Origin of the sequence: Mycobacterium sp. RTGN5 (assembly GCF_033804465.1) — a bacterium.
Lineage (GTDB): Bacteria > Actinomycetota > Actinomycetes > Mycobacteriales > Mycobacteriaceae > Mycobacterium.
This window is the reverse complement of record NZ_JAPZLA010000001.1, coordinates 14149-30930: the sequence shown is the minus strand read 5'-3', so window position 1 is coordinate 30930 and position 16782 is coordinate 14149. Positions and strand designations below refer to the sequence as shown.

The following is a 16782-nucleotide window of genomic DNA, read 5'->3' as shown; positions in this document are numbered from 1 at the left end:
GAATGTATCGAGCCCTAGCTCTCGCCGCGCCGGACGAACAGCGCGAGCACCGCGCCGACCGCCGCGGCGGCGGCCCCAACCCACATCGACAGCTGCAAGCCGGCCATGAATGCCTCGTGGCTGCCGCTGGTGATCGCGGCGGTCAGCTGCGGCGGGGCGCCGGGGATCGACGGAGCCAACCCCTTGGACACCAATTCCTTTGCCGGAGCCAACTTCTCGGCGATCGGCGCAGGGGTGCCCGCGGTGGCCAGCTTGTCGACGAGTGTCGAGCCGACCTTGCTGGACAGCACCGAGCCCAGGATCGTGGTGCCCAGCACGGCGCCCAGCTGCACCGAGGTGCTCTGGATACCGCCGGCCACCCCGGCGTCGTCGACCGGTGCGTTGCCGACGATGGCGTCCGAGCTCGCGGTCAGCACCAGGCCGACGCCGGTGCCCAGCAGTGCGAAGGCCGGCCAGATCGCGCCGTAGCCGGAATCGGCCTGCAGCTGGCTGAGCAGTGCCAGGCCGCCAGCGACACCGAGCAGGCCGGTCACCATCGCCGGTCGCGGGCCGAATCGCTCGGTGATGACCCCGGACAACGGGGCCATGACCATCATCGCCGCGCTGAGCGGCAGCGTCCGGACGCCGGTTTCCACCGGACTCCACCCCTGCACGTTCTGCAGGTACAGCGTCATGAAGAACAGGGCACCGAAGAGCGCGAAGAAGTTGATCGTGACCACCGTGGCGCCGATCGACAGCGACGAGTTGGCGAACAGGCGCAGCGGCAACATCGGGTCGCCGGTGTGGCGCTCGACGATCACGAAGGCGCCCATCAAGACGACGCCGCCGATCAGGAAGGCCACCGTCTGCGGGTTCAGCCAGCCCCACTCCGGGGCCTTGATCAGCCCGTACACCAGCAGGAACAGGCTGCCGGACAGGGTCAGGATGCCGGCCACGTCGAGCCGGGCTCGCTCGTCGCTGCGGCTCTCGACGATCGCGGCGGCACCCAGGACGACCGCGACGACCGCGATCGGCACGTTGATGTAGAAGACCGATTCCCAGTTGAGGTGCTCGACCAGGACGCCACCCAGGACCGGCCCGGCGGCCACCGACACCCCGGTCGCGGCGCCCCAGATACCGATGGCGGTGTTGAGTTTGTGCGGCGGGAACGCCTTGCGAATGATCGCCAGCGTGCTGGGCATCAGCAGCGCGCCGAAGACACCCTGCAGCGCGCGCATCGCGATCACCCCGGCGACGGATCCGATGAGGCCGATCCCCACGGAGGTCACCGCGAACCCGATCACGCCGATCAGGAAGACCAGGCGCCGGCCGAACATGTCGCCGAGTTTGCCGCCAAAAATTAACAGCGACGCCAGGCTGAGCAGGTAGGCATCGGTGATCCACTGCAGGTCTGACAGTGACGCGTTGAGGTCGGTGGCGATACGCGGATTGGCGATGGCGACGACGGATGCGTCGAGCCCAACCATGATGACGCCCACCGAGACGGCGGCGAGAATCCACCACGGATTTCCGCGCAGGCCCATCTTCGGCTGCGCGTGGCGCGCATGCGTAGGCCGCTGAACTGTGGTGATAGCCACGGTCCGACTCCTTTCATTAAGTGGAGGAATCCCACCACTTCTTACGCACAACCCTAGCCGCAACTGGTGGTAACCCTCCACTTCGGGGAGTATTCTGAGTTGGTGATTCCAGACGCACAATGGGGTGTGGAGCGATCCAGGCCACTGCGGGCCGACGCTGAACGCAACCGGGAACGAATCGTGACCGCGGCCGCTCGGCTGTTTGCTGAACAGGGCCTGTCAGTCCCCTTGGAGGATGTGGCGCGCAGCGCGGGCGTCGGGGTGGCCACCCTGTATCGGCGCTTTCCCACCCGCACCGACCTCGCGATCGCGGCGTTCGAGCGCAACATGACGTCCTACGAGGACGCGGTCGAGAAGGCACTGAACAATCCGGTGGCCTGGGACGGCTTTCGCGACCTCGTCTACGACGTATGCGCGCTGCAGGCCTCCGACCCCGGGCTGCGGGCCCTGCTCACCACCGCGTTTCCGGCGAGCTCGGTGATCGAAACGCGGGCCGCCGAAGCGGTGGCCAAGCTCGGCCAGGTCATCGCCCGCGCGCAGCAGGACGGGATGCTGCGCCAGGACATCGGTGTGGGCGACATCGTGGTGATGTTGCTGGCCAATACCGGAGTGCTGGAAGCCACCCGCCTGCACGCGCCCGACGCCTGGCGCAGGTTCGCCGCACTGATGGTCGACTCGTTCCGGGTCGGCCCGCACGAGCCGCTGCCGCCGCCCACCCCCGCCGAAGAGCTCCGCAGCTCGATCGCCATGCTGACGGGCGACACATTGCGCATCGAATCCCTGCCGGCAACCCAACCAGCTGACTCCAGGAGTGACCTTGACTGATCGCCCGACCATCGACTTCCCGTCCCGCATCGGCGTGTGGTGGGCCAGCGAGAGCTGGCCGATGCCCGCCGCCGTCGAGGTCGCCCAGGAAATCGAAGCGCTGGGCTACGGTTCGCTGTTCATCCCGGAGGTGGGCCTCAAGGACGCCATGGTCCAGTCGGCGGTGTTCCTGGCCGGAACGCAACGGCTGGTGCTGGGCACGGGCATCGCGAACATCCACGCCCGGTTGGCCACGATCGCCGAAGGCGGTGGCCGCAGCCTGACCGCCACCTACCCGGGCCGGTTCATCCTCGGTCTCGGTGTCAGCCATGGGCCGCTGGTGGAGCACATGCTCGGCGGCACCTACGAGAAACCGCTGGCCACCATGCGCGGCTACCTGGACCGGATGGCCGGCTTACCGGAGTTCGTCGAGCCGGGCTCGGGACGGCCCACCCGCCTGCTCGCCGCCCTTGGCCCCAAGATGATCGAGCTGTCGGGCACCCATGCCGACGGGGCGCATCCGTATCTGGTGCTGCCCGAACAGACCGCCACGACCCGGGAGATCCTGGGGCCGGACAAGTGGGTGGTGTCCGAGCAGGCCGTCGTCGTCGGGGAGAGCGCCGAGGAGCAGATGCGCCGCGCGCACCTGCACCTCGAGGTCTATTCGGGCCTGCCGAACTATCGCAATTCCTGGCTGCGACAAGGCTTCGACGAATCAGATCTGGTGCGCGGCGGTTCGGACCGGTTGGCCGGCCGGATCGTCGGGCAGGGTTCCGTGGAACAGGCTGCGGCGACAGTGACCGCCCACCTCGACGCGGGTGCCGATCACGTGGTGGTGCAGGTGCTCGGCGACGGAGATCCGGCCTGGGATCCACGCCCGGCGCTGCGTGAACTGGCCGGGGTGCTGAACCTCAGGGGTTGATCGTGTTCTCGCCGACCTGACGTCCCCAGACGTACTCGGTGAGCAGAGGCTGGCCGAGCTCGAAGTGGTTGTACGGCGCCAGGGAAGCGCCGTAGTCGGCCACCAGGAACGGCGCCGGCCAGAAGTCGTGGGTGACGGGCTGCCAGCAGCCGGGCGCGCCGCCGGGGCCACCCTTGGCGTTCACCCGCGGCAGGTTGTCGGGATACACGTAGGGGTTCGGGGCGCCGGTCAGGCCGATGTGGAAATCGATCGAATAGCCGTTGCCGCCCGCACTCTCCGCCGCAGTCGAGGTCGCGTAGTTGCGGATGGTGCACAGGATTTCGGGGCTGTAGGTGTCGAGCAGTTTGGCGGTGGGAATCAGGTCGGCTTGGCCGCGCACGAAGTACGGGCCGCCGCGTTCGAAGATGTCGGCGCCGGTGTTGCCGAAACCGGTGGCGGCCAGCAGCGCGGCATCGAGATCCTTCTGCTGCTCGTTGAGCGTGCGGGCGGTGGTGACCGCGTGGTCGAGGAAGTCCCACAGGTCGGGGCTGGCCTTGGTGTAGACATCGGCCAGCTTCGAGAGCTGCTGAATGTTGGTGCGGATCTGCGGCATCTGCGGATTGACGTCATCGAGGACGGCATTGCCGTTGACGATCGACTGCCCGAACTTGGTGCCGAGACCGTTGAGCGCTTCGGCGGCCGCTGACAGCGTCATGTTCAGCTTGACGGGATCGACCTTCTCCGAGATCGACGTCAACGTCTCGAACAACGTATTGAACTCGGTCGTGACGTGCGATACGTCGATGACGTCCTTGCTGGAAATGCGCTGCTTGGTCGGATCCGGCGGACTGCGGAAAGACACGTACTTGTTGCCGAAGACGGTGCTGGCCTTAACCTCCGCGATGGCGTTGGCGGGGATCAGCGCGATGTATTTCGGGTCGACGTCCAGCGACAGCTTGGCTTGGGTGGTGCCGTCGCGTTCGATCGGGTCGACGCCGGTGACCCGACCGACCTGCACCCCGTTGTAGGTGACTTTCGACCCGGGATCCATCACCAGGCCGGACCGCTGCGAGATCAGCGTCAGTTGGGTCTTGGGCGTGAAATCGCCGCGGAATTGCATGAGTACGACCACCACGATGACGGTGAACAGAACAATCGTCACCACGAAGGCGGTCTTGAGCGGTGGCGAGTACTGCCAATGCCGGGCCCGGGCCTGGAACCACCCGGGCGACGCGCCGTTGCGCTCACTCATCAGGTCCGCGCCTACCCGTCACGGGTTCCCCCCACCGACAATTCAACTGCAGATCGCCATTCGTTCGTGTTGCCACTATCCCACGCAGGTCGGGGGCGTCGGGGTTTTCAGACCAATCGGTATCAGTGATGAACTCACGGTTCCATAGGCCTACGTGATGTGGGTCACAGCCAGTCGGTCAGGCGTTCTGGTGGGCCATTCGCACGCGCTCTGAAACTCGCTGCAGTTCAGCATATTTCGGATCTCGGCCATCTCCGGACGATCGACCGCGCGCGTGGCGCCACACCCACGGGATCAGGAGGCCGCGGGTCCACTGCGCTTGGGCATACTGGCGTTGCCAAAAGCTGTCTTGGATCTCTTCGCCGCTGGGTTGCGCCCAATCATGGTTGCTGCCGGGAAGTTTCAGTGCTTCGGCGGCGGCCTCGGCGAACAGAATGTGCCCCCTGGTCGACGCGTGCATGCGGTCGTGGCTCCAGATCGACGGCTCGTTCATCGATTCCGCGTTGTAGAGGTCGACCAATCCGAAGCCGTGCCGATCGGCCGCACCTCTGATGACGTCGTTGACCTGCTGGATTCGCGAACCGATCAGCCGGCCCACCGGCAGCATCCTGGCGACGTCGGGGAACAGCGTCGTCACCACGGTTGCCCCGGAATCGGCGAGCTGTTGGTAGACATCATCGAGATCGGCCATCGCGATCGCGAACGTCCGGCCCGGTCTGGTCACGTCGTTCATGCCGACGCAGACGGTAACCAGATCCGGTTCCATCGCCAGCGCTTGCGGCAGTTGGTCATTGAGAACGTCGGTCACGCGTTTACCCCGAATGGCGAGGTTGGCGTACCTCAACCCGGGACAGCGGACGTCAAGGAGGGCCGCAAGCCGGTCGGCGAATCCGATCACACCGGTGGTGTCATCGCCGTCCCACAGGCCCTCGGTCTGGCTGTCGCCGATCGCGACGTACCGGGAGAAACCGATGTCCGACACGATCTTGGATTTTAGTGCCAGGCACGGCAGTACGATCGGCTGGCAAAGGGGAAGGCGGGGTGTACATACGGTGAAGTCGGTGGAATCGGCACCATCCACGGCAGCCATGGCACCGCTTTCGGACCCTCTTCCGCCGAATCCGCGCCAGCGACTCGTCGACGCCCTGGCCGCCTCGATCACCGACATCGGCTATTCCGCGACCACGGTCGCCGAAATCGTCCGCCGCGCGCGAACCTCCCGGCGCACGTTCTACGAGTACTTCACCGACCGGGAAGCGTGTCTGGTCGCGCTGCTCGCCGACACCAACCGCCGTGCCGTCGACACCATCTCGGCCGCCGTGGACCCGGCGCTGCCATGGGAGGCGCAGATCAGGCAGGCGGTCGAGGCGTGGGTCGCCAATGCCGAGTCACAGCCGGCGGTGATGTTGAGCTGGATCCGCGACGTGCCCGCGCTCGGCATGGCCGCCCGCGAGTTGCAGCGGGAGGTGACGGAGTCGTTCATCACGATGGTCCGGACCCTGTCCGACACCGAGGAATTGCGGGTCGCAGGCATTCCGATGGTGTCCCGCCAGCGGGCGCTCATGCTGATCGGTGGCTTGAGGGAACTGACGGCGGTGACCGTCGAGAGCGGTGGCCGGATGAGCGATATCACCGACGAGGCGGTCGATGCCGCGAGCGCACTGCTCGGGCCACCTCGCAGCGGTTGAGCCCCGCGGTTACTTCTTCAGCCAGGTACGGACTTTGGCCAGATCGCGGGTGTAGCCCTCGTACATGTCGTGGTCGAACAGCGACGCGCCGCTGATCGCGTCGGAGCCCCGCCAGATCACCCTGACCCGGTAGCGGTCGCGGCGGTAGACATCGACGCGATCGCTTTCCTGGCGCTGCCAGCCCTTCTCCGCGCCGGCCTCCGAAAGGGTCTGCCGCTCGTCGGTGCCAGACATCAGTGCTCACTCCTCCTGGGCGTCGTTATGGCGCCCCGACGGCCAAGAGTACTGCGGCGGGTCCGCCGAACCCACGTTGTGCCGGTCGGTACAGCGGCGTACCGTGGCCGGTACATCAACGTACCGAAGTGAGGGGATGAGGACGATGGCGCAGGCGACGAGCGATCCGGTCCGACTGCCACCCGGTCCGCGCACGCCCAAGTTGATCCAGGGCCTGCAGTTCTTCACCTCGCGGCGGACGGCGGTCGGCGGTCTGACCCGGCGTTACGGGTCGGCGGTCACCCTGAACCTGCCGATCTTCGGCAAGGCGGTGTTGATCAGCGAGCCGGCCTTGGTCAAGGACCTGTTCACCACCGGCAGCGACCTGGTGGGCCGGGCGACCAATCTGGGCGAGGTGCTCGGCCCGGGCTCCACCTTCAGCCTCGACGGCGACGAGCACCGCGAGCGGCGCAAGTTGCTGGTCCCGCCGTTTCACGGCAAGCGCATGCAGGGGTATGAAGCCATCGTCGAGGAAGAGGTGATGCGCGAGATCGCCGGTTGGCCCGAGGGCGTCGAGTTCGACACGCTGCCGTCGATGATGCACATCACCCTCAACGCCATCCTGCGCACGGTGTTCGGTGCCGAGGGTGCGGCGTTCGACGAACTGCGCGAAGCGCTGCCCAAGGCGGTGGTGGTCGGCTCCCGCCTGGCGATTCTGCCGAAGTTCTTCCGCCGCGATTTCGGACCGCGCAGCCCGGGCGGGGCCATGCGGCGCTACCGCCGCCGCTACGACGAGATCGTCGACTCGCTGATCGCCGACGCGCGCAACGACCCGGCATTCGAGGAGCGCGCCGATGTGCTCTCGCTGATGCTGCGGGCGCGCTACGACGACGGGTCCGCGATCTCCGACCGTCACGTCGCCGACGAGTTGCTGACCCTGCTGACCGCCGGTCACGAGACCACGGCGACCACCCTGGCCTGGCTGGTCGAACGGGTCCGCAGGCACCCGCAGCTGTTGGACCGGCTGACCGAGGAAGCCGACGCCGGCGGCTCCGAACTGCAGCAGGCGACGATCTGGGAAGTCCAGCGGATGCGGCCGGTCATCGACGGGACCTCCCGGCTGACGCTGCAGCGAATGAGGCTGGGCGAGTGGGTGATTCCGGAGAAACACGTGGTGATCGTCAGCATCGCCTCAGCGCATGCCAACCGCGACCGGTTCGAGAACCCGTCGATCTTCGACCCGGACCGATTCATCGGCAGCCCGCCGGACAACTACACCTGGATTCCGTTCGGCGGCGGCATCCGCCGGTGCATCGGGGCCGCGTTCGCCAACATGGAGATGCGCGTCACGCTACGAACATTGCTGCGCGAGTTCACCTTTGAACCCACCAGTGCGGCGGGTGAGGCCTACCACTCACGGGGGATCGCGAACGCTCCGGGAGACGGCGGGCTCGCCGTGGTGCACCGGCGCTCGACGATGACCCGCCTGGTCGATTCGGCGAGCACGCAATCCGCCACTGGGTAACGACTGGGAATCTGCTGGGAATCGCGTCAGGCCGGGAGCCGGCGATTCACCACGATCCCCGCACCGATGGACAACGCCAGCGCCAGCGCGCCGAGAGCCACCCAGCCTCCGCTGGCATCGCCGCGCACCACCTGGTAGCCGATCTGCTCGTCCAGGGTCGAATACACCCGATTCAATTCGCCGAGGCTCGTCGCTCGGAAGGCTTGGCCGCCACTGATATCGGCGATCGCGGCCAGTGACTCGTCGTCGGTGGGCACCGGGATCTGCTGGCCGTCGACTTCGACCACCCCGTCCGGCGTGCCGAACGAGATCGTCGAGATCGGCACGCCCTGTTCCTTGGCCGCACGCGCGGCGGTGAAGGCGCCACGCGGAGAGTCCAGGTCGGGTGGCACCGTCTCCTTGCCGTCGGACTCCAGCACAATGCGGGCCGGCGGCGGTCCGTCACCGCCGCCCATCACCGCACCGGTGGTGGCAATCGCTTGCAGTGCCGTGAAAATGCCTTCCCCGGTGGCGGTACGCGGCTCGGGCACCAGCTTGTCGATCGCCTGCTTGACCTGGTCGCGATCGATGGTGGGGGCGACCAACAGCGTTGCCCCGGAGGAGAACTTCACCAGGCCCAGATTGATGCCGGGGGTGAGCAGGTCAGCGAAATGCTTGCCCGCGTCGCGGGCGGCCTCGATGCGGCTGGGTGCCACGTCGGTGGCCCTCATCGACTCCGAGACATCGATCACCAGCATGACGACCGCGCGGTTACGGGGAATGCGCACGTCGTGGGTCGGGCCGGCCATGGCGGTGGTCAGCAAGGCCAGTGCCGCCACCAGCAGTGCCGCAGGCAGGTGGCGCCACCGCCGGGGCTTGCGACCGGCGGCAACCTGCTCCAACAGCGCCATGTTCGCGAAGCGCAACACGCGGCGGGACCGCACCCGCTGAATGAGCACGTAGACCAGCACGGCCACGGCGATGATCAGCAGGTACAGGAACAACCACGGGGTCTCGAAGCCCGAAAGGGACAGCGAACTCACAGCCGGTGCGACCACCTCTCAACTTCCGCCGGTACAAAGGACACGTTAGCCACGAATTCTGAGGACAGGCTGGGCCTGATGACCAGCCAGGAGTGACGACAGGAGTGGATTAGATGACGTTGCCCGGCATCGGGTCATTGACTCTGGCTGGGTTGGCGCATCCAGGCCTGCTGTTGCTGGCCCTGGTTCCCGTCGCGCTGATCGGGCTGTACGCCGCCGCCCAGATTCAACGGCGCCGCCGCCTGAGCCAGTTCGGCGATGCCGCGGCGATGGCCCGCCTCGCACCGAAGCGGCCACATCGCTTGCGGCACTTGCCGATTGCAGTGGCCATGCTCGCATTGCTGTTTCTGGTGTTCTCGCTGGCCGGCCCGACCCACCAGGCGCGCATCCCCCGCAACCGGGCCGTCGTGATGCTCGTGATCGATGTATCCCAGTCCATGCAGGCCAAGGACGTTCCCCCGACCCGGCTGCGGGCCGCCCAGGACGCGGCGAAGACCTTCGCGCAGCAACTGACCCCGGGGGTGAATCTGGGGCTGGTGTCCTTCGGCGGCAACGTCAACCTGCTGGTTTCGCCAACACCGGATCACGGCGCCACCGTCACCGCACTGGACAAACTCCAGCCGGACAACTCGACCGCCACCGGGGAGGCCATCTTCACCGCGCTGGAGTCCATCCAGACCGTGTCGACGGTGCTCAGCGCCGGTGAAGCGACCCCACCGCCGGCGCGGATCGTGTTGCTGTCGGACGGCGGCGAGAACAAACCGGCCAACCCCGACAATCCGCGCGGCGCCTTCACCGCCGCCCGGGCCGCCAAGGACCAGGGCGTGCCGGTCTCCACGATCACCTTCGGCACCCAGGGCGGGGTCGTCACCCTCAAAGACGACACGATCCCGGTGCCGTCCGATGACCGGCAGATGAAGCAGATCGCCCAACTGTCCGGGGGCCAGAGTTACAAGGCGACCAACATCGACGAACTCAACAAAAGCTACGACTCGGTGCTGCAGCAGGTCGGCTATCAGACCGTGAGTGCCCCGGCCGGTACCGGCTGGCTGCGCCTGGCGGTACTGGTCGCCACCATCGCGGTGTTCCTGGGTCTGGCGGTGAACCGAAACCTGCCCGCATGATGGATGCAGACGTCAGAAGAGGAGGCACCAGAATGATCACCGCCGACAACGTTCGCCAACTACTCGCCAGCGACGCCGACACGGTACTGATCCTCGTCGAAGGCCGTATCCATGTCGTCGACCCCGCGGCGTTGGACACCGACGAGTACCGGGGCGCGCTACAGGTCATCACCCGCGACGAATTGATCGAGCGGGTCGGCGGCGAGCCGCTGTCGGACCATGAGCTTGTCGAGCAGGCCGACGTCCTCGATATGACCATCGCCGAACTCGGCGCTTAGTTCACCCGCGCCGGGCGCGCGCGACCAGATCGACTGAGGCCGTTCGCAATTCGTCGGCAGACGACAGCGGTGCACCGAACCCGACCCGGGTGTATCCCATACCGCGGGGAGTGTCTACGCGGAGGTCGAGCCCGTAGCGGTCGATGCCGGTGCACACCGCGACAGTCGCATCCGGGTAGCCGCCGAGCGCCTGTGCCATCTCCACCAGGGAGCCGGCGTGGTCGGCGTTGAGGTGCGCCAGCGCACCGGCGGCGTTCGGGCGAACCGGGTCCGGCGAGGCGGCGTCGTAGTCGGCTGCGGTCGCCGAATCCATCCGCCCGTAGCCGCCCACCCAGCGCACGCGTTGCACGCGCAGCACCCACAGCGTGAAGTCGGAGTAGTCGATGTAGTACTTCGCCGCCGCGACGGCCGCCAGGTGAGCGTCGCGCGCCGCGCGCAATTCGTCGCCGGATGGGCGTTCGGCGATACCGGCCAGCGTGATCCGTCCGCTGGCGAGCGGATCGGACTCGGTGGTGGGCGCGACGATGGCCAGGCTGGCGCGCGGGTCACCGAGTAGGTTGCGGCCGTGTTCGGCCATGTTGGACACGCAGAGGACCGGTGCGCCGTCGAGCAGCCCGTAGGTGACGAAGGAGGCCCACGGATCGCCGGTGCTGGTCAGCGATGCCAGCGTCGCGGTGTTGGTCGACGCGGCGATGCTGCGCGCCTCCTCGGCCGGCGACGGGCGGGTCGCATCGGCGATATCGGTCAGCGGCGGCGGAACCGAGGGCGCATCGCCCGGGTCGCCATGATCGCGGGTAACCACCCCGGCACCGTACCCCGCTCGGTAATCTCGGGTCATCGCTGCGATCTCGTTCACCGCCGCGAAACGCCGTGCTCGCCGCGGCGCCACCGCATCGCTTCCTTGGCACAAGAAGGTTCGGTCATGAAGAACGTACGTGTGGTCTCCGCCGTCGCGGCTGCTGTCCTGCTCGCCGCCGTCGCCTGCGCACCGCCGGCCAAAAATGGTGGCGAGGAGAAAACGGGCTCCGGAGCGCCGGCCGGCCAAGCAACGTCGGCCGCCGATTTCGGCGGGATGGACGGGCTGATCGCCGCGGCCAAGAAGGAGGGCGAACTCAACGTCATCGCTCTGCCACCGGACTGGGCCAACTACGGCGCCAGCATCAAGGCGTTCGAAGACAAGTACGGCATCAAAGTGAATTCCGGGCAGCCCGACGCCTCCAGCCAGGAGGAGATCAACGCCGCCAATCAGCAGAAGGGCCGCAGCACCGCACCCGACGTGTTCGACCTCGGGCAGTCGGTGGCACTGGCGAACACCGGCCTGTTCGCGCCGTACAAGGTGGCGACCTTCGACAGCATCCCGGCGGGGATGAAGGACGGCGGCGGAACCTGGGTCAACGACTACGGCGGCTACATGTCGATCGGCTACGACTCGGCCAAGGTCCCCGATTTGAGCACCGTCAACGACCTGCTGAATCCCGCGTACAAGGGCAAGGTGGCTCTCAACGGCGATCCCACTCAGGCCGGCGCCGCCTTCTCCGGCGTGGCGATGGTGGCACTGTCGCAGGGTGGCTCGGCCGACGACGTCGCTCCCGGCGTGGGGTTCTTCGGCAAGTTGAAGCAGGCGGGCAACTTCCTTCCCGTCGACCCGACGCCGGCGACCATCGAGTCCGGTCAGACTCCCGTCGTCATCGACTGGGACTACCTCAACGCCGCGCAAACCAAGAAGCTGCCGAGCTGGAAGGTGTTCGTACCGCAGAACGCGGTGCTGGGCGGCTACTACTTCCAAGCGATCAACAAGGATGCCCCGCACCCGGCGGCGGCGCGGCTGTGGCAGGAGTTTCTGTTCAGCGACGAGGGACAGAACCTGTACCTGGCCGGCGGGGCGCGACCGGTGCGCGCGGATGACATGGTCAGGTCCGGCACCATCGACGCCGCCGCCTACGAGAAGCTGCCCCCGGTCAGCGGAAAGCCCGTCATCCTGACCCAAGCGCAGACCGACACCGCCAACAAATACCTGGCCGACAACTGGGCCAAGGCGATCGGCTGACCTTGTGTCCGCCGTGGGCCGACGCGTGCGGGAAGCCCTTCCCCTCTTGCCCTTTGGGGTGTTCGTCACCATCTTCCTGATCGTCCCGACGGTGACGGTGATCGTGTCCGCGTTCTATCTCGACGGGGTGTTCTCGCTGCAGCGGATCGGGTTACTGTTCTCCGAAACCGCGTTGAGCGCCCTGGGTAAAAGCGTTCTGCTGTCGGCGAGTACGGCCTTGATCGGCGCGATACTGGGGGCGGTACTGGCGTGGCTGGTCGTCACCAGTGCACCCACCTCGCCGCTGCGCCGCGTCGTGTTGTCCCTGTGTAGCGTGCTGGCCCAATTCGGCGGGGTGGCTTTGGCATTCGCGTTCCTGGCGACGATCGGTCTCAACGGGGTGCTGACGCTCTGGGTGTCCGAGCGGTTCGGGTTCAACCTGGCCGGCGACGGCTGGCTGTACTCGCTGCGCGGCCTGATCCTGGTCTACACCTACTTTCAGATCCCGCTGATGGTCATCGTGTTCACCCCGGCGCTGGAAGGGCTGCGCACGGAATGGCGCGAAGCCGCGGTCAGCCTGGGCGCGTCCCGCTGGGCCTATTGGCGCGAGGTGGGCTTCCCGTTGCTCATGCCGGCGTTCCTCGGCTCGGCATTGCTGTTGTTCGCCAACGCGTTTGCCGCCTACGCCACCGCAGCGGCACTGGTCAGCCAGGGCAGCCCGATCGTGCCGCTGCTGATCCGCACCGCGCTGACCTCCGAGGTGGTGCTCGGGCAGTCCGGTTTCGCCTATGCGCTGGCACTGGAGATGGTGGTCGTGGTCGCCGTGGTGATGGTCGCCTACAACCTGCTGGTACGCCGGACGTCGCGGTGGCTGCAGTGAGAACCGGTCGTCTCGGACGCGGCGTGGCGTTGACCGCGTTCGGAGTGTTCTTCCTCTTCCCGCTGTATGCGATGGCCGACTTCAGCACCCGCGACCTGATCCACGGCGGACGCACGCTGCAGGCGTGGAAGAACCTGGTACAGAACGAGATGCTGTACCAGGCGATCGTCATCTCGTTGTTGCTCGCGGCGTTCACCGTCGTGCTGATGCTGGCGATCCTGGTGCCAACAATGATCTGGGTCCGGCTGCGGGCGCCGTGGGGCAGGCGCTTGATCGAGTTCCTCTGTCTGTTGCCGTTGACCATTCCCGCTCTGGTGATCGTCGTCGGGCTGCGCAACGTCTACCTGTGGGTGGTGTACTTCCTCGGCGAGTCCGCGCTGACCCTGACGTTCGTTTACGTGGTGTTGGTGTTGCCGTTCGCCTACCGGTCGATCGACGGCGCGCTGTCCTCGATCGACCTGAAAACCCTTGCCGAAGCGGCCCGTTCCCTCGGGGCGGGTTGGACCACGACGATCCTGCGGGTGGTCGTGCCCAACATCTGGTCGGGCATCTTGTCGGCGGCGTTCATCTCGATCGCGGTGGTGCTCGGCGAGTACACCGTCGCCTCGTTGAGCGGATATCAGAACCTGCAGGTGGTCATCGTCGCGATCGGGAAGAGTGACGGGCCGACGTCGGTGGCGGCATCGCTGGCGACGCTGGTCTTCGGTTTCGTTCTGCTGCTGACCCTTTCGCTGGTGACCAGCCGATCGCGTACCCAGAGGAACGAGTCATGACCGGTGTCGCCGTCGATTTCACCGACGTGACAAGGACTTACGGCGGAGCCGGCGGACGAGCGGGTGCCGGCGGAGCCGGCGGAAGAGCGGGTGCCGGGACGGTACGCGCACTCGATGGGCTGACCCTGCACCTGCAACCCGGTGAGATGGTCGCCCTGCTCGGACCGTCCGGCTGCGGCAAGACCACCGCGCTGCGGATTCTGGCCGGGTTGGACGAGCCGACGTCGGGACGGGTCGCGGTCGGCGGCAACGACATCACCGACGTGGCCCCCAACAAACGCGATATGGGCATGGTGTTCCAGGCGTACAGCCTCTTCCCGCACCTGACCGTCCTGGACAACGTCGCATTCGGACTCAAGCTGCGGGGCAAGAGCAAGGCTCAACGGACCACGCTGGCCGCCGACATGCTCGATCTGGTCGGGCTGTCGGAGCACAAGCAGAAGTACGCCAGTCAGCTCTCCGGCGGCCAGCAACAGCGGGTGGCACTGGCCCGTGCACTGGCCATCCAGCCACGCGTGCTGCTACTCGACGAGCCGTTGAGCGCCCTGGACGCGAAGGTGCGCGCACAGCTGCGCGACGAGATCCGGCGCGTTCAACTGGAAGTCGGCACGACAACGCTGTTCGTCACGCACGACCAGGAGGAGGCGCTGGCCGTCGCCGATCGGGTCGGTGTGATGAATCGGGGTCGGCTGGAACAGATTTCCGCACCCGCCGATGTGTACGCCAACCCGGCCACCCCGTTCGTCGCCGAGTTCGTCGGCCTCAACAACAAAGTCGACGCCACCGTCGCCGACGGCCACGCGCACCTGCTCGGAACGTCGCTGCCCGCCGGGGACGGCTCGATCGCCACGGGTAGTGGCGTCGCGCTGGTCCGGCCCGAGTCGGTGCGGGTGACCGCCGACCCCGGTGGACTGGCCACCGTCGTCTCGGTAGCGTTCCTCGGCCCGATCTCGTTGGTGCACTGCACGTGTGACGACGGGACGCGGCTGATCTCGCAGGCCTCCAGCCACCACGCCGCTGACCTCTCCCCCGGTGTTCGGGTCGCCGTCACCATCGACCAGACCGCCGTTCTGGTGCTTCCCACCTAGATCGACGGGGAATCGAGACAGACGTCAGAGCGAGGTCACAGGCGAGATCTTCGCTCCCAGTTCTGACTCGTTGGAGATCGGGCGCAGGTACGTTGGCGAACATGGGTCAGGACACGAATTTCACCGGTGAGGAACGCGATCGGATCGACGAGGAGCTGGCCGAGCTGCGCAGTCGTCGTGATCAACTTCGCGCCGAACTGCAGGGCGACGCGGACACCGTCGGGGACAGCGGGGACGCCGCCGACGCACTGCAGCGTTCCGAAGATCTGGCCGGCATCGACGAGCAGATCAACCGGCTGAGCTGGCTGTTGGCCGGCGGGAATGCCGACACCCCGGGCCAGGTGCCCAACGGGACGACGGCGACGTTGCGCTTCCCCGGCGACGATCCGATCCAGATGCGGATCGTCAATTTCCTGGAGGAGACGCCGGCCGGCGAAGAGGACACCACCTTGACCTCCGACAGTCCGCTGGGCTTAGCGTTGTTCGGGCGACGGGCCGGCGAGACCGTCACCTACTCGACGCCGCGCGGCGAACTGCAGGTCGAGCTGCTCGCCATCGATTTTCCGAACGAGCGATAGAGGTGCGATGCGGGCGATAAGGGTGACCGAGCTGGCCGGTCCGGAGTCGGTGCAGCTGGTCGAGGTCGACGAGCCGTCCGGTGAGGGTGCGATCCTGGTCGACGTCCACGCCGCGGGCGTGGCTTTCCCTGACGCCCTGCTGACCCGCGGCCTGTACCAGTACAAACCGGAGTTGCCCTTCACCCTCGGCGCCGAGATCGCCGGTGTCGTGCGCTCCGCGCCGGAGGGGGCTCCGGTCAAGGCCGGTGACCGGGTCGCCGGCCTGACGATGATCACCGGCGCGATGGCCGAGACGGTGGAGCTCACGCCCGAGCGGGTGTTCCCGCTGCCCGACAATGTCAGCTTCGAGGCGGGCGCCGGGCTGCTGTTCAACGACCTGACCGTCTACTTCGCGCTGACCGTGCGTGCCCGGCTGGCCGCCGGGGAGACGGTGCTGGTGCACGGCGCGGCGGGCGGTATCGGCACTTCGACGCTGCGACTCGCCCCGGCGCTGGGCGCCAGCCGGGTGATCGCGGTGGTCAGCACCGAGGACAAGGCCGATATCGCGCGGGCGGCCGGTGCCACCGACGTCGTGCTGGCCGACGGATTCAAGGACGCGGTCGCCGAGCTGACCGGCGGCAAGGGCGTCGACATCGTGATGGACCCGGTCGGCGGCGACCGGTTCACCGACTCGCTGCGCTCGCTGGCCCCGGCCGGCCGGTTGCTGGTGGTCGGTTTCACCGGCGGGGAGATCCCTACTGTCAAGGTCAACCGGCTGCTGCTGAACAACATCGACGTCGTCGGCGTCGGCTGGGGGGCCTGGACGATGAGCCACCCCGGCGCGCTCACCGAACAGTGGGACGGGTTGGCCGAACTGCTGATCTCCGGCAAGCTGGCGGCCCCGCAGCCCGAGGTGTACCCGCTGGAGGAGGCGGGCGCGGCGGTCGCCTCGCTGGAGAATCGCACCGCCAAGGGCAAAGTCGTCGTCCGCGTTCGCCCGGAGGAGTAAATCTTTTCTGCTCCAGGCATTTTCGAAGCCCGGTTGCCGCCGGGGCGCGCGACCACTACAACGGT

General features: G+C 67.2%; 18 protein-coding genes. 12 read left to right on the top strand and 6 right to left on the bottom strand.

Annotated elements, in window-relative coordinates; genetic code table 11:
• Positions 1-14 precede the first annotated feature (14 nt).
• On the bottom strand, positions 15-1577 hold the full coding sequence (locus SLQ31_RS00120) for an MFS transporter (RefSeq protein WP_319428557.1): 1563 nt from the start codon (positions 1575-1577) through the stop codon (positions 15-17).
• A gap of 102 nt (positions 1578-1679) precedes the next feature.
• Between SLQ31_RS00120 and SLQ31_RS00115 the strand changes: the two genes are divergently transcribed.
• Together SLQ31_RS00115 and SLQ31_RS00110 are read left to right on the top strand one after the other, a co-directional pair.
• A complete protein-coding gene (locus SLQ31_RS00115) occupies positions 1680-2402 on the top strand; it encodes a helix-turn-helix domain-containing protein (protein ID WP_319428556.1) in 723 nt (240 codons plus the stop codon).
• Positions 2395-3303, top strand: a complete 909-nt coding sequence (locus SLQ31_RS00110; RefSeq protein ID WP_413641485.1) for an LLM class F420-dependent oxidoreductase — start codon at positions 2395-2397, stop codon at positions 3301-3303. The genes SLQ31_RS00115 and SLQ31_RS00110 overlap by 8 nt, the downstream gene beginning before the upstream one ends.
• Here SLQ31_RS00110 and SLQ31_RS00105 read toward each other — a convergent pair.
• Together SLQ31_RS00105 and SLQ31_RS00100 are read right to left on the bottom strand one after the other, a co-directional pair.
• Positions 3293-4534, bottom strand: coding sequence for an MCE family protein (locus tag SLQ31_RS00105; protein ID WP_319428552.1), 1242 nt, complete (start codon positions 4532-4534; stop codon positions 3293-3295). The genes SLQ31_RS00110 and SLQ31_RS00105 overlap by 11 nt on opposite strands.
• Before the next feature lie 178 nt (positions 4535-4712).
• The gene (locus SLQ31_RS00100) at positions 4713-5552 is read right to left on the bottom strand and encodes an SGNH/GDSL hydrolase family protein (protein WP_413641841.1); all 840 of its coding nucleotides are present in this window, start codon (positions 5550-5552) and stop codon (positions 4713-4715) included.
• Between the two features lie 70 nt (positions 5553-5622).
• Here SLQ31_RS00100 and SLQ31_RS00095 point away from each other — a divergent pair, with 70 nt between their 5' ends.
• Complete coding sequence (locus tag SLQ31_RS00095) at positions 5623-6222, top strand: TetR/AcrR family transcriptional regulator (protein ID WP_319432716.1); 600 nt, start codon at positions 5623-5625, stop codon at positions 6220-6222.
• Between the two features lie 9 nt (positions 6223-6231).
• Here the strand turns inward: SLQ31_RS00095 and SLQ31_RS00090 are convergent, their stop codons facing one another.
• Entirely contained in the window at positions 6232-6456 is a 225-nt protein-coding gene (locus tag SLQ31_RS00090) for a hypothetical protein (RefSeq protein WP_319428548.1), read from the bottom strand.
• Positions 6457-6601: 145 nt separating this feature from the next.
• Between SLQ31_RS00090 and SLQ31_RS00085 the strand changes: the two genes are divergently transcribed.
• The gene (locus tag SLQ31_RS00085) at positions 6602-7960 is read left to right on the top strand and encodes a cytochrome P450 (protein WP_319428546.1); all 1359 of its coding nucleotides are present in this window, start codon (positions 6602-6604) and stop codon (positions 7958-7960) included.
• A 26-nt stretch (positions 7961-7986) separates the two neighbouring features.
• Here SLQ31_RS00085 and SLQ31_RS00080 read toward each other — a convergent pair whose 3' ends face one another.
• Complete coding sequence (locus SLQ31_RS00080) at positions 7987-8997, bottom strand: VWA domain-containing protein (RefSeq protein WP_319428544.1); 1011 nt, start codon at positions 8995-8997, stop codon at positions 7987-7989.
• A 98-nt stretch (positions 8998-9095) separates the two neighbouring features.
• On the opposite strand from SLQ31_RS00080, the gene SLQ31_RS00075 reads away from it, so the two are divergent.
• The gene (locus SLQ31_RS00075) at positions 9096-10106 is read left to right on the top strand and encodes a VWA domain-containing protein (protein ID WP_319428542.1); all 1011 of its coding nucleotides are present in this window, start codon (positions 9096-9098) and stop codon (positions 10104-10106) included.
• Between the two features lie 32 nt (positions 10107-10138).
• Entirely contained in the window at positions 10139-10384 is a 246-nt protein-coding gene (locus SLQ31_RS00070; protein ID WP_319428540.1) for a hypothetical protein, read from the top strand.
• A gap of 1 nt (position 10385) precedes the next feature.
• Here SLQ31_RS00070 and SLQ31_RS00065 read toward each other — a convergent pair whose 3' ends face one another.
• Positions 10386-11186 (bottom strand): HugZ family protein, encoded by an 801-nt coding sequence (locus tag SLQ31_RS00065; protein WP_319428538.1) that lies wholly within the window; start codon positions 11184-11186, stop codon positions 10386-10388.
• 120 nt (positions 11187-11306) lie between these two features.
• On the opposite strand from SLQ31_RS00065, the gene SLQ31_RS00060 reads away from it, so the two are divergent.
• From SLQ31_RS00060 to SLQ31_RS00035, 6 genes are all read left to right on the top strand, one after another.
• Entirely contained in the window at positions 11307-12431 is a 1125-nt protein-coding gene (locus tag SLQ31_RS00060) for an ABC transporter substrate-binding protein (protein WP_319428536.1), read from the top strand.
• Between the two features lie 4 nt (positions 12432-12435).
• On the top strand, positions 12436-13290 hold the full coding sequence (locus SLQ31_RS00055; protein ID WP_319428534.1) for an ABC transporter permease: 855 nt from the start codon (positions 12436-12438) through the stop codon (positions 13288-13290).
• Between the two features lie 71 nt (positions 13291-13361).
• A complete protein-coding gene (locus tag SLQ31_RS00050) occupies positions 13362-14063 on the top strand; it encodes an ABC transporter permease (RefSeq protein WP_319432714.1) in 702 nt (233 codons plus the stop codon).
• Positions 14060-15151, top strand: a complete 1092-nt coding sequence (locus tag SLQ31_RS00045; RefSeq protein ID WP_319428532.1) for an ABC transporter ATP-binding protein — start codon at positions 14060-14062, stop codon at positions 15149-15151. Before SLQ31_RS00050 ends, SLQ31_RS00045 begins: the two co-directional genes overlap by 4 nt.
• A gap of 101 nt (positions 15152-15252) precedes the next feature.
• Positions 15253-15729, top strand: a complete 477-nt coding sequence (locus SLQ31_RS00040; RefSeq protein ID WP_319428530.1) for a GreA/GreB family elongation factor — start codon at positions 15253-15255, stop codon at positions 15727-15729.
• A 7-nt stretch (positions 15730-15736) separates the two neighbouring features.
• Positions 15737-16717, top strand: coding sequence for an NADPH:quinone oxidoreductase family protein (locus SLQ31_RS00035; RefSeq protein ID WP_319428528.1), 981 nt, complete (start codon positions 15737-15739; stop codon positions 16715-16717).
• Positions 16718-16782 lie beyond the last annotated feature (65 nt).

Coding starts and splice junctions, on each gene's coding strand:
- SLQ31_RS00095 (WP_319432716.1), top strand. CDS start 5,623: ATGGCACCGCTTTCGGACCCTCTTCCGCCGAATCCGCGCCAGCGACTC.
- SLQ31_RS00060 (WP_319428536.1), top strand. CDS start 11,307: ATGAAGAACGTACGTGTGGTCTCCGCCGTCGCGGCTGCTGTCCTGCTC.
- SLQ31_RS00090 (WP_319428548.1), bottom strand. CDS start 6,456: ATGTCTGGCACCGACGAGCGGCAGACCCTTTCGGAGGCCGGCGCGGAG.
- SLQ31_RS00040 (WP_319428530.1), top strand. CDS start 15,253: ATGGGTCAGGACACGAATTTCACCGGTGAGGAACGCGATCGGATCGAC.
- SLQ31_RS00105 (WP_319428552.1), bottom strand. CDS start 4,534: ATGAGTGAGCGCAACGGCGCGTCGCCCGGGTGGTTCCAGGCCCGGGCC.
- SLQ31_RS00045 (WP_319428532.1), top strand. CDS start 14,060: ATGACCGGTGTCGCCGTCGATTTCACCGACGTGACAAGGACTTACGGC.
- SLQ31_RS00075 (WP_319428542.1), top strand. CDS start 9,096: ATGACGTTGCCCGGCATCGGGTCATTGACTCTGGCTGGGTTGGCGCAT.
- SLQ31_RS00050 (WP_319432714.1), top strand. CDS start 13,362: ATGGCCGACTTCAGCACCCGCGACCTGATCCACGGCGGACGCACGCTG.
- SLQ31_RS00085 (WP_319428546.1), top strand. CDS start 6,602: ATGGCGCAGGCGACGAGCGATCCGGTCCGACTGCCACCCGGTCCGCGC.
- SLQ31_RS00070 (WP_319428540.1), top strand. CDS start 10,139: ATGATCACCGCCGACAACGTTCGCCAACTACTCGCCAGCGACGCCGAC.
- SLQ31_RS00035 (WP_319428528.1), top strand. CDS start 15,737: ATGCGGGCGATAAGGGTGACCGAGCTGGCCGGTCCGGAGTCGGTGCAG.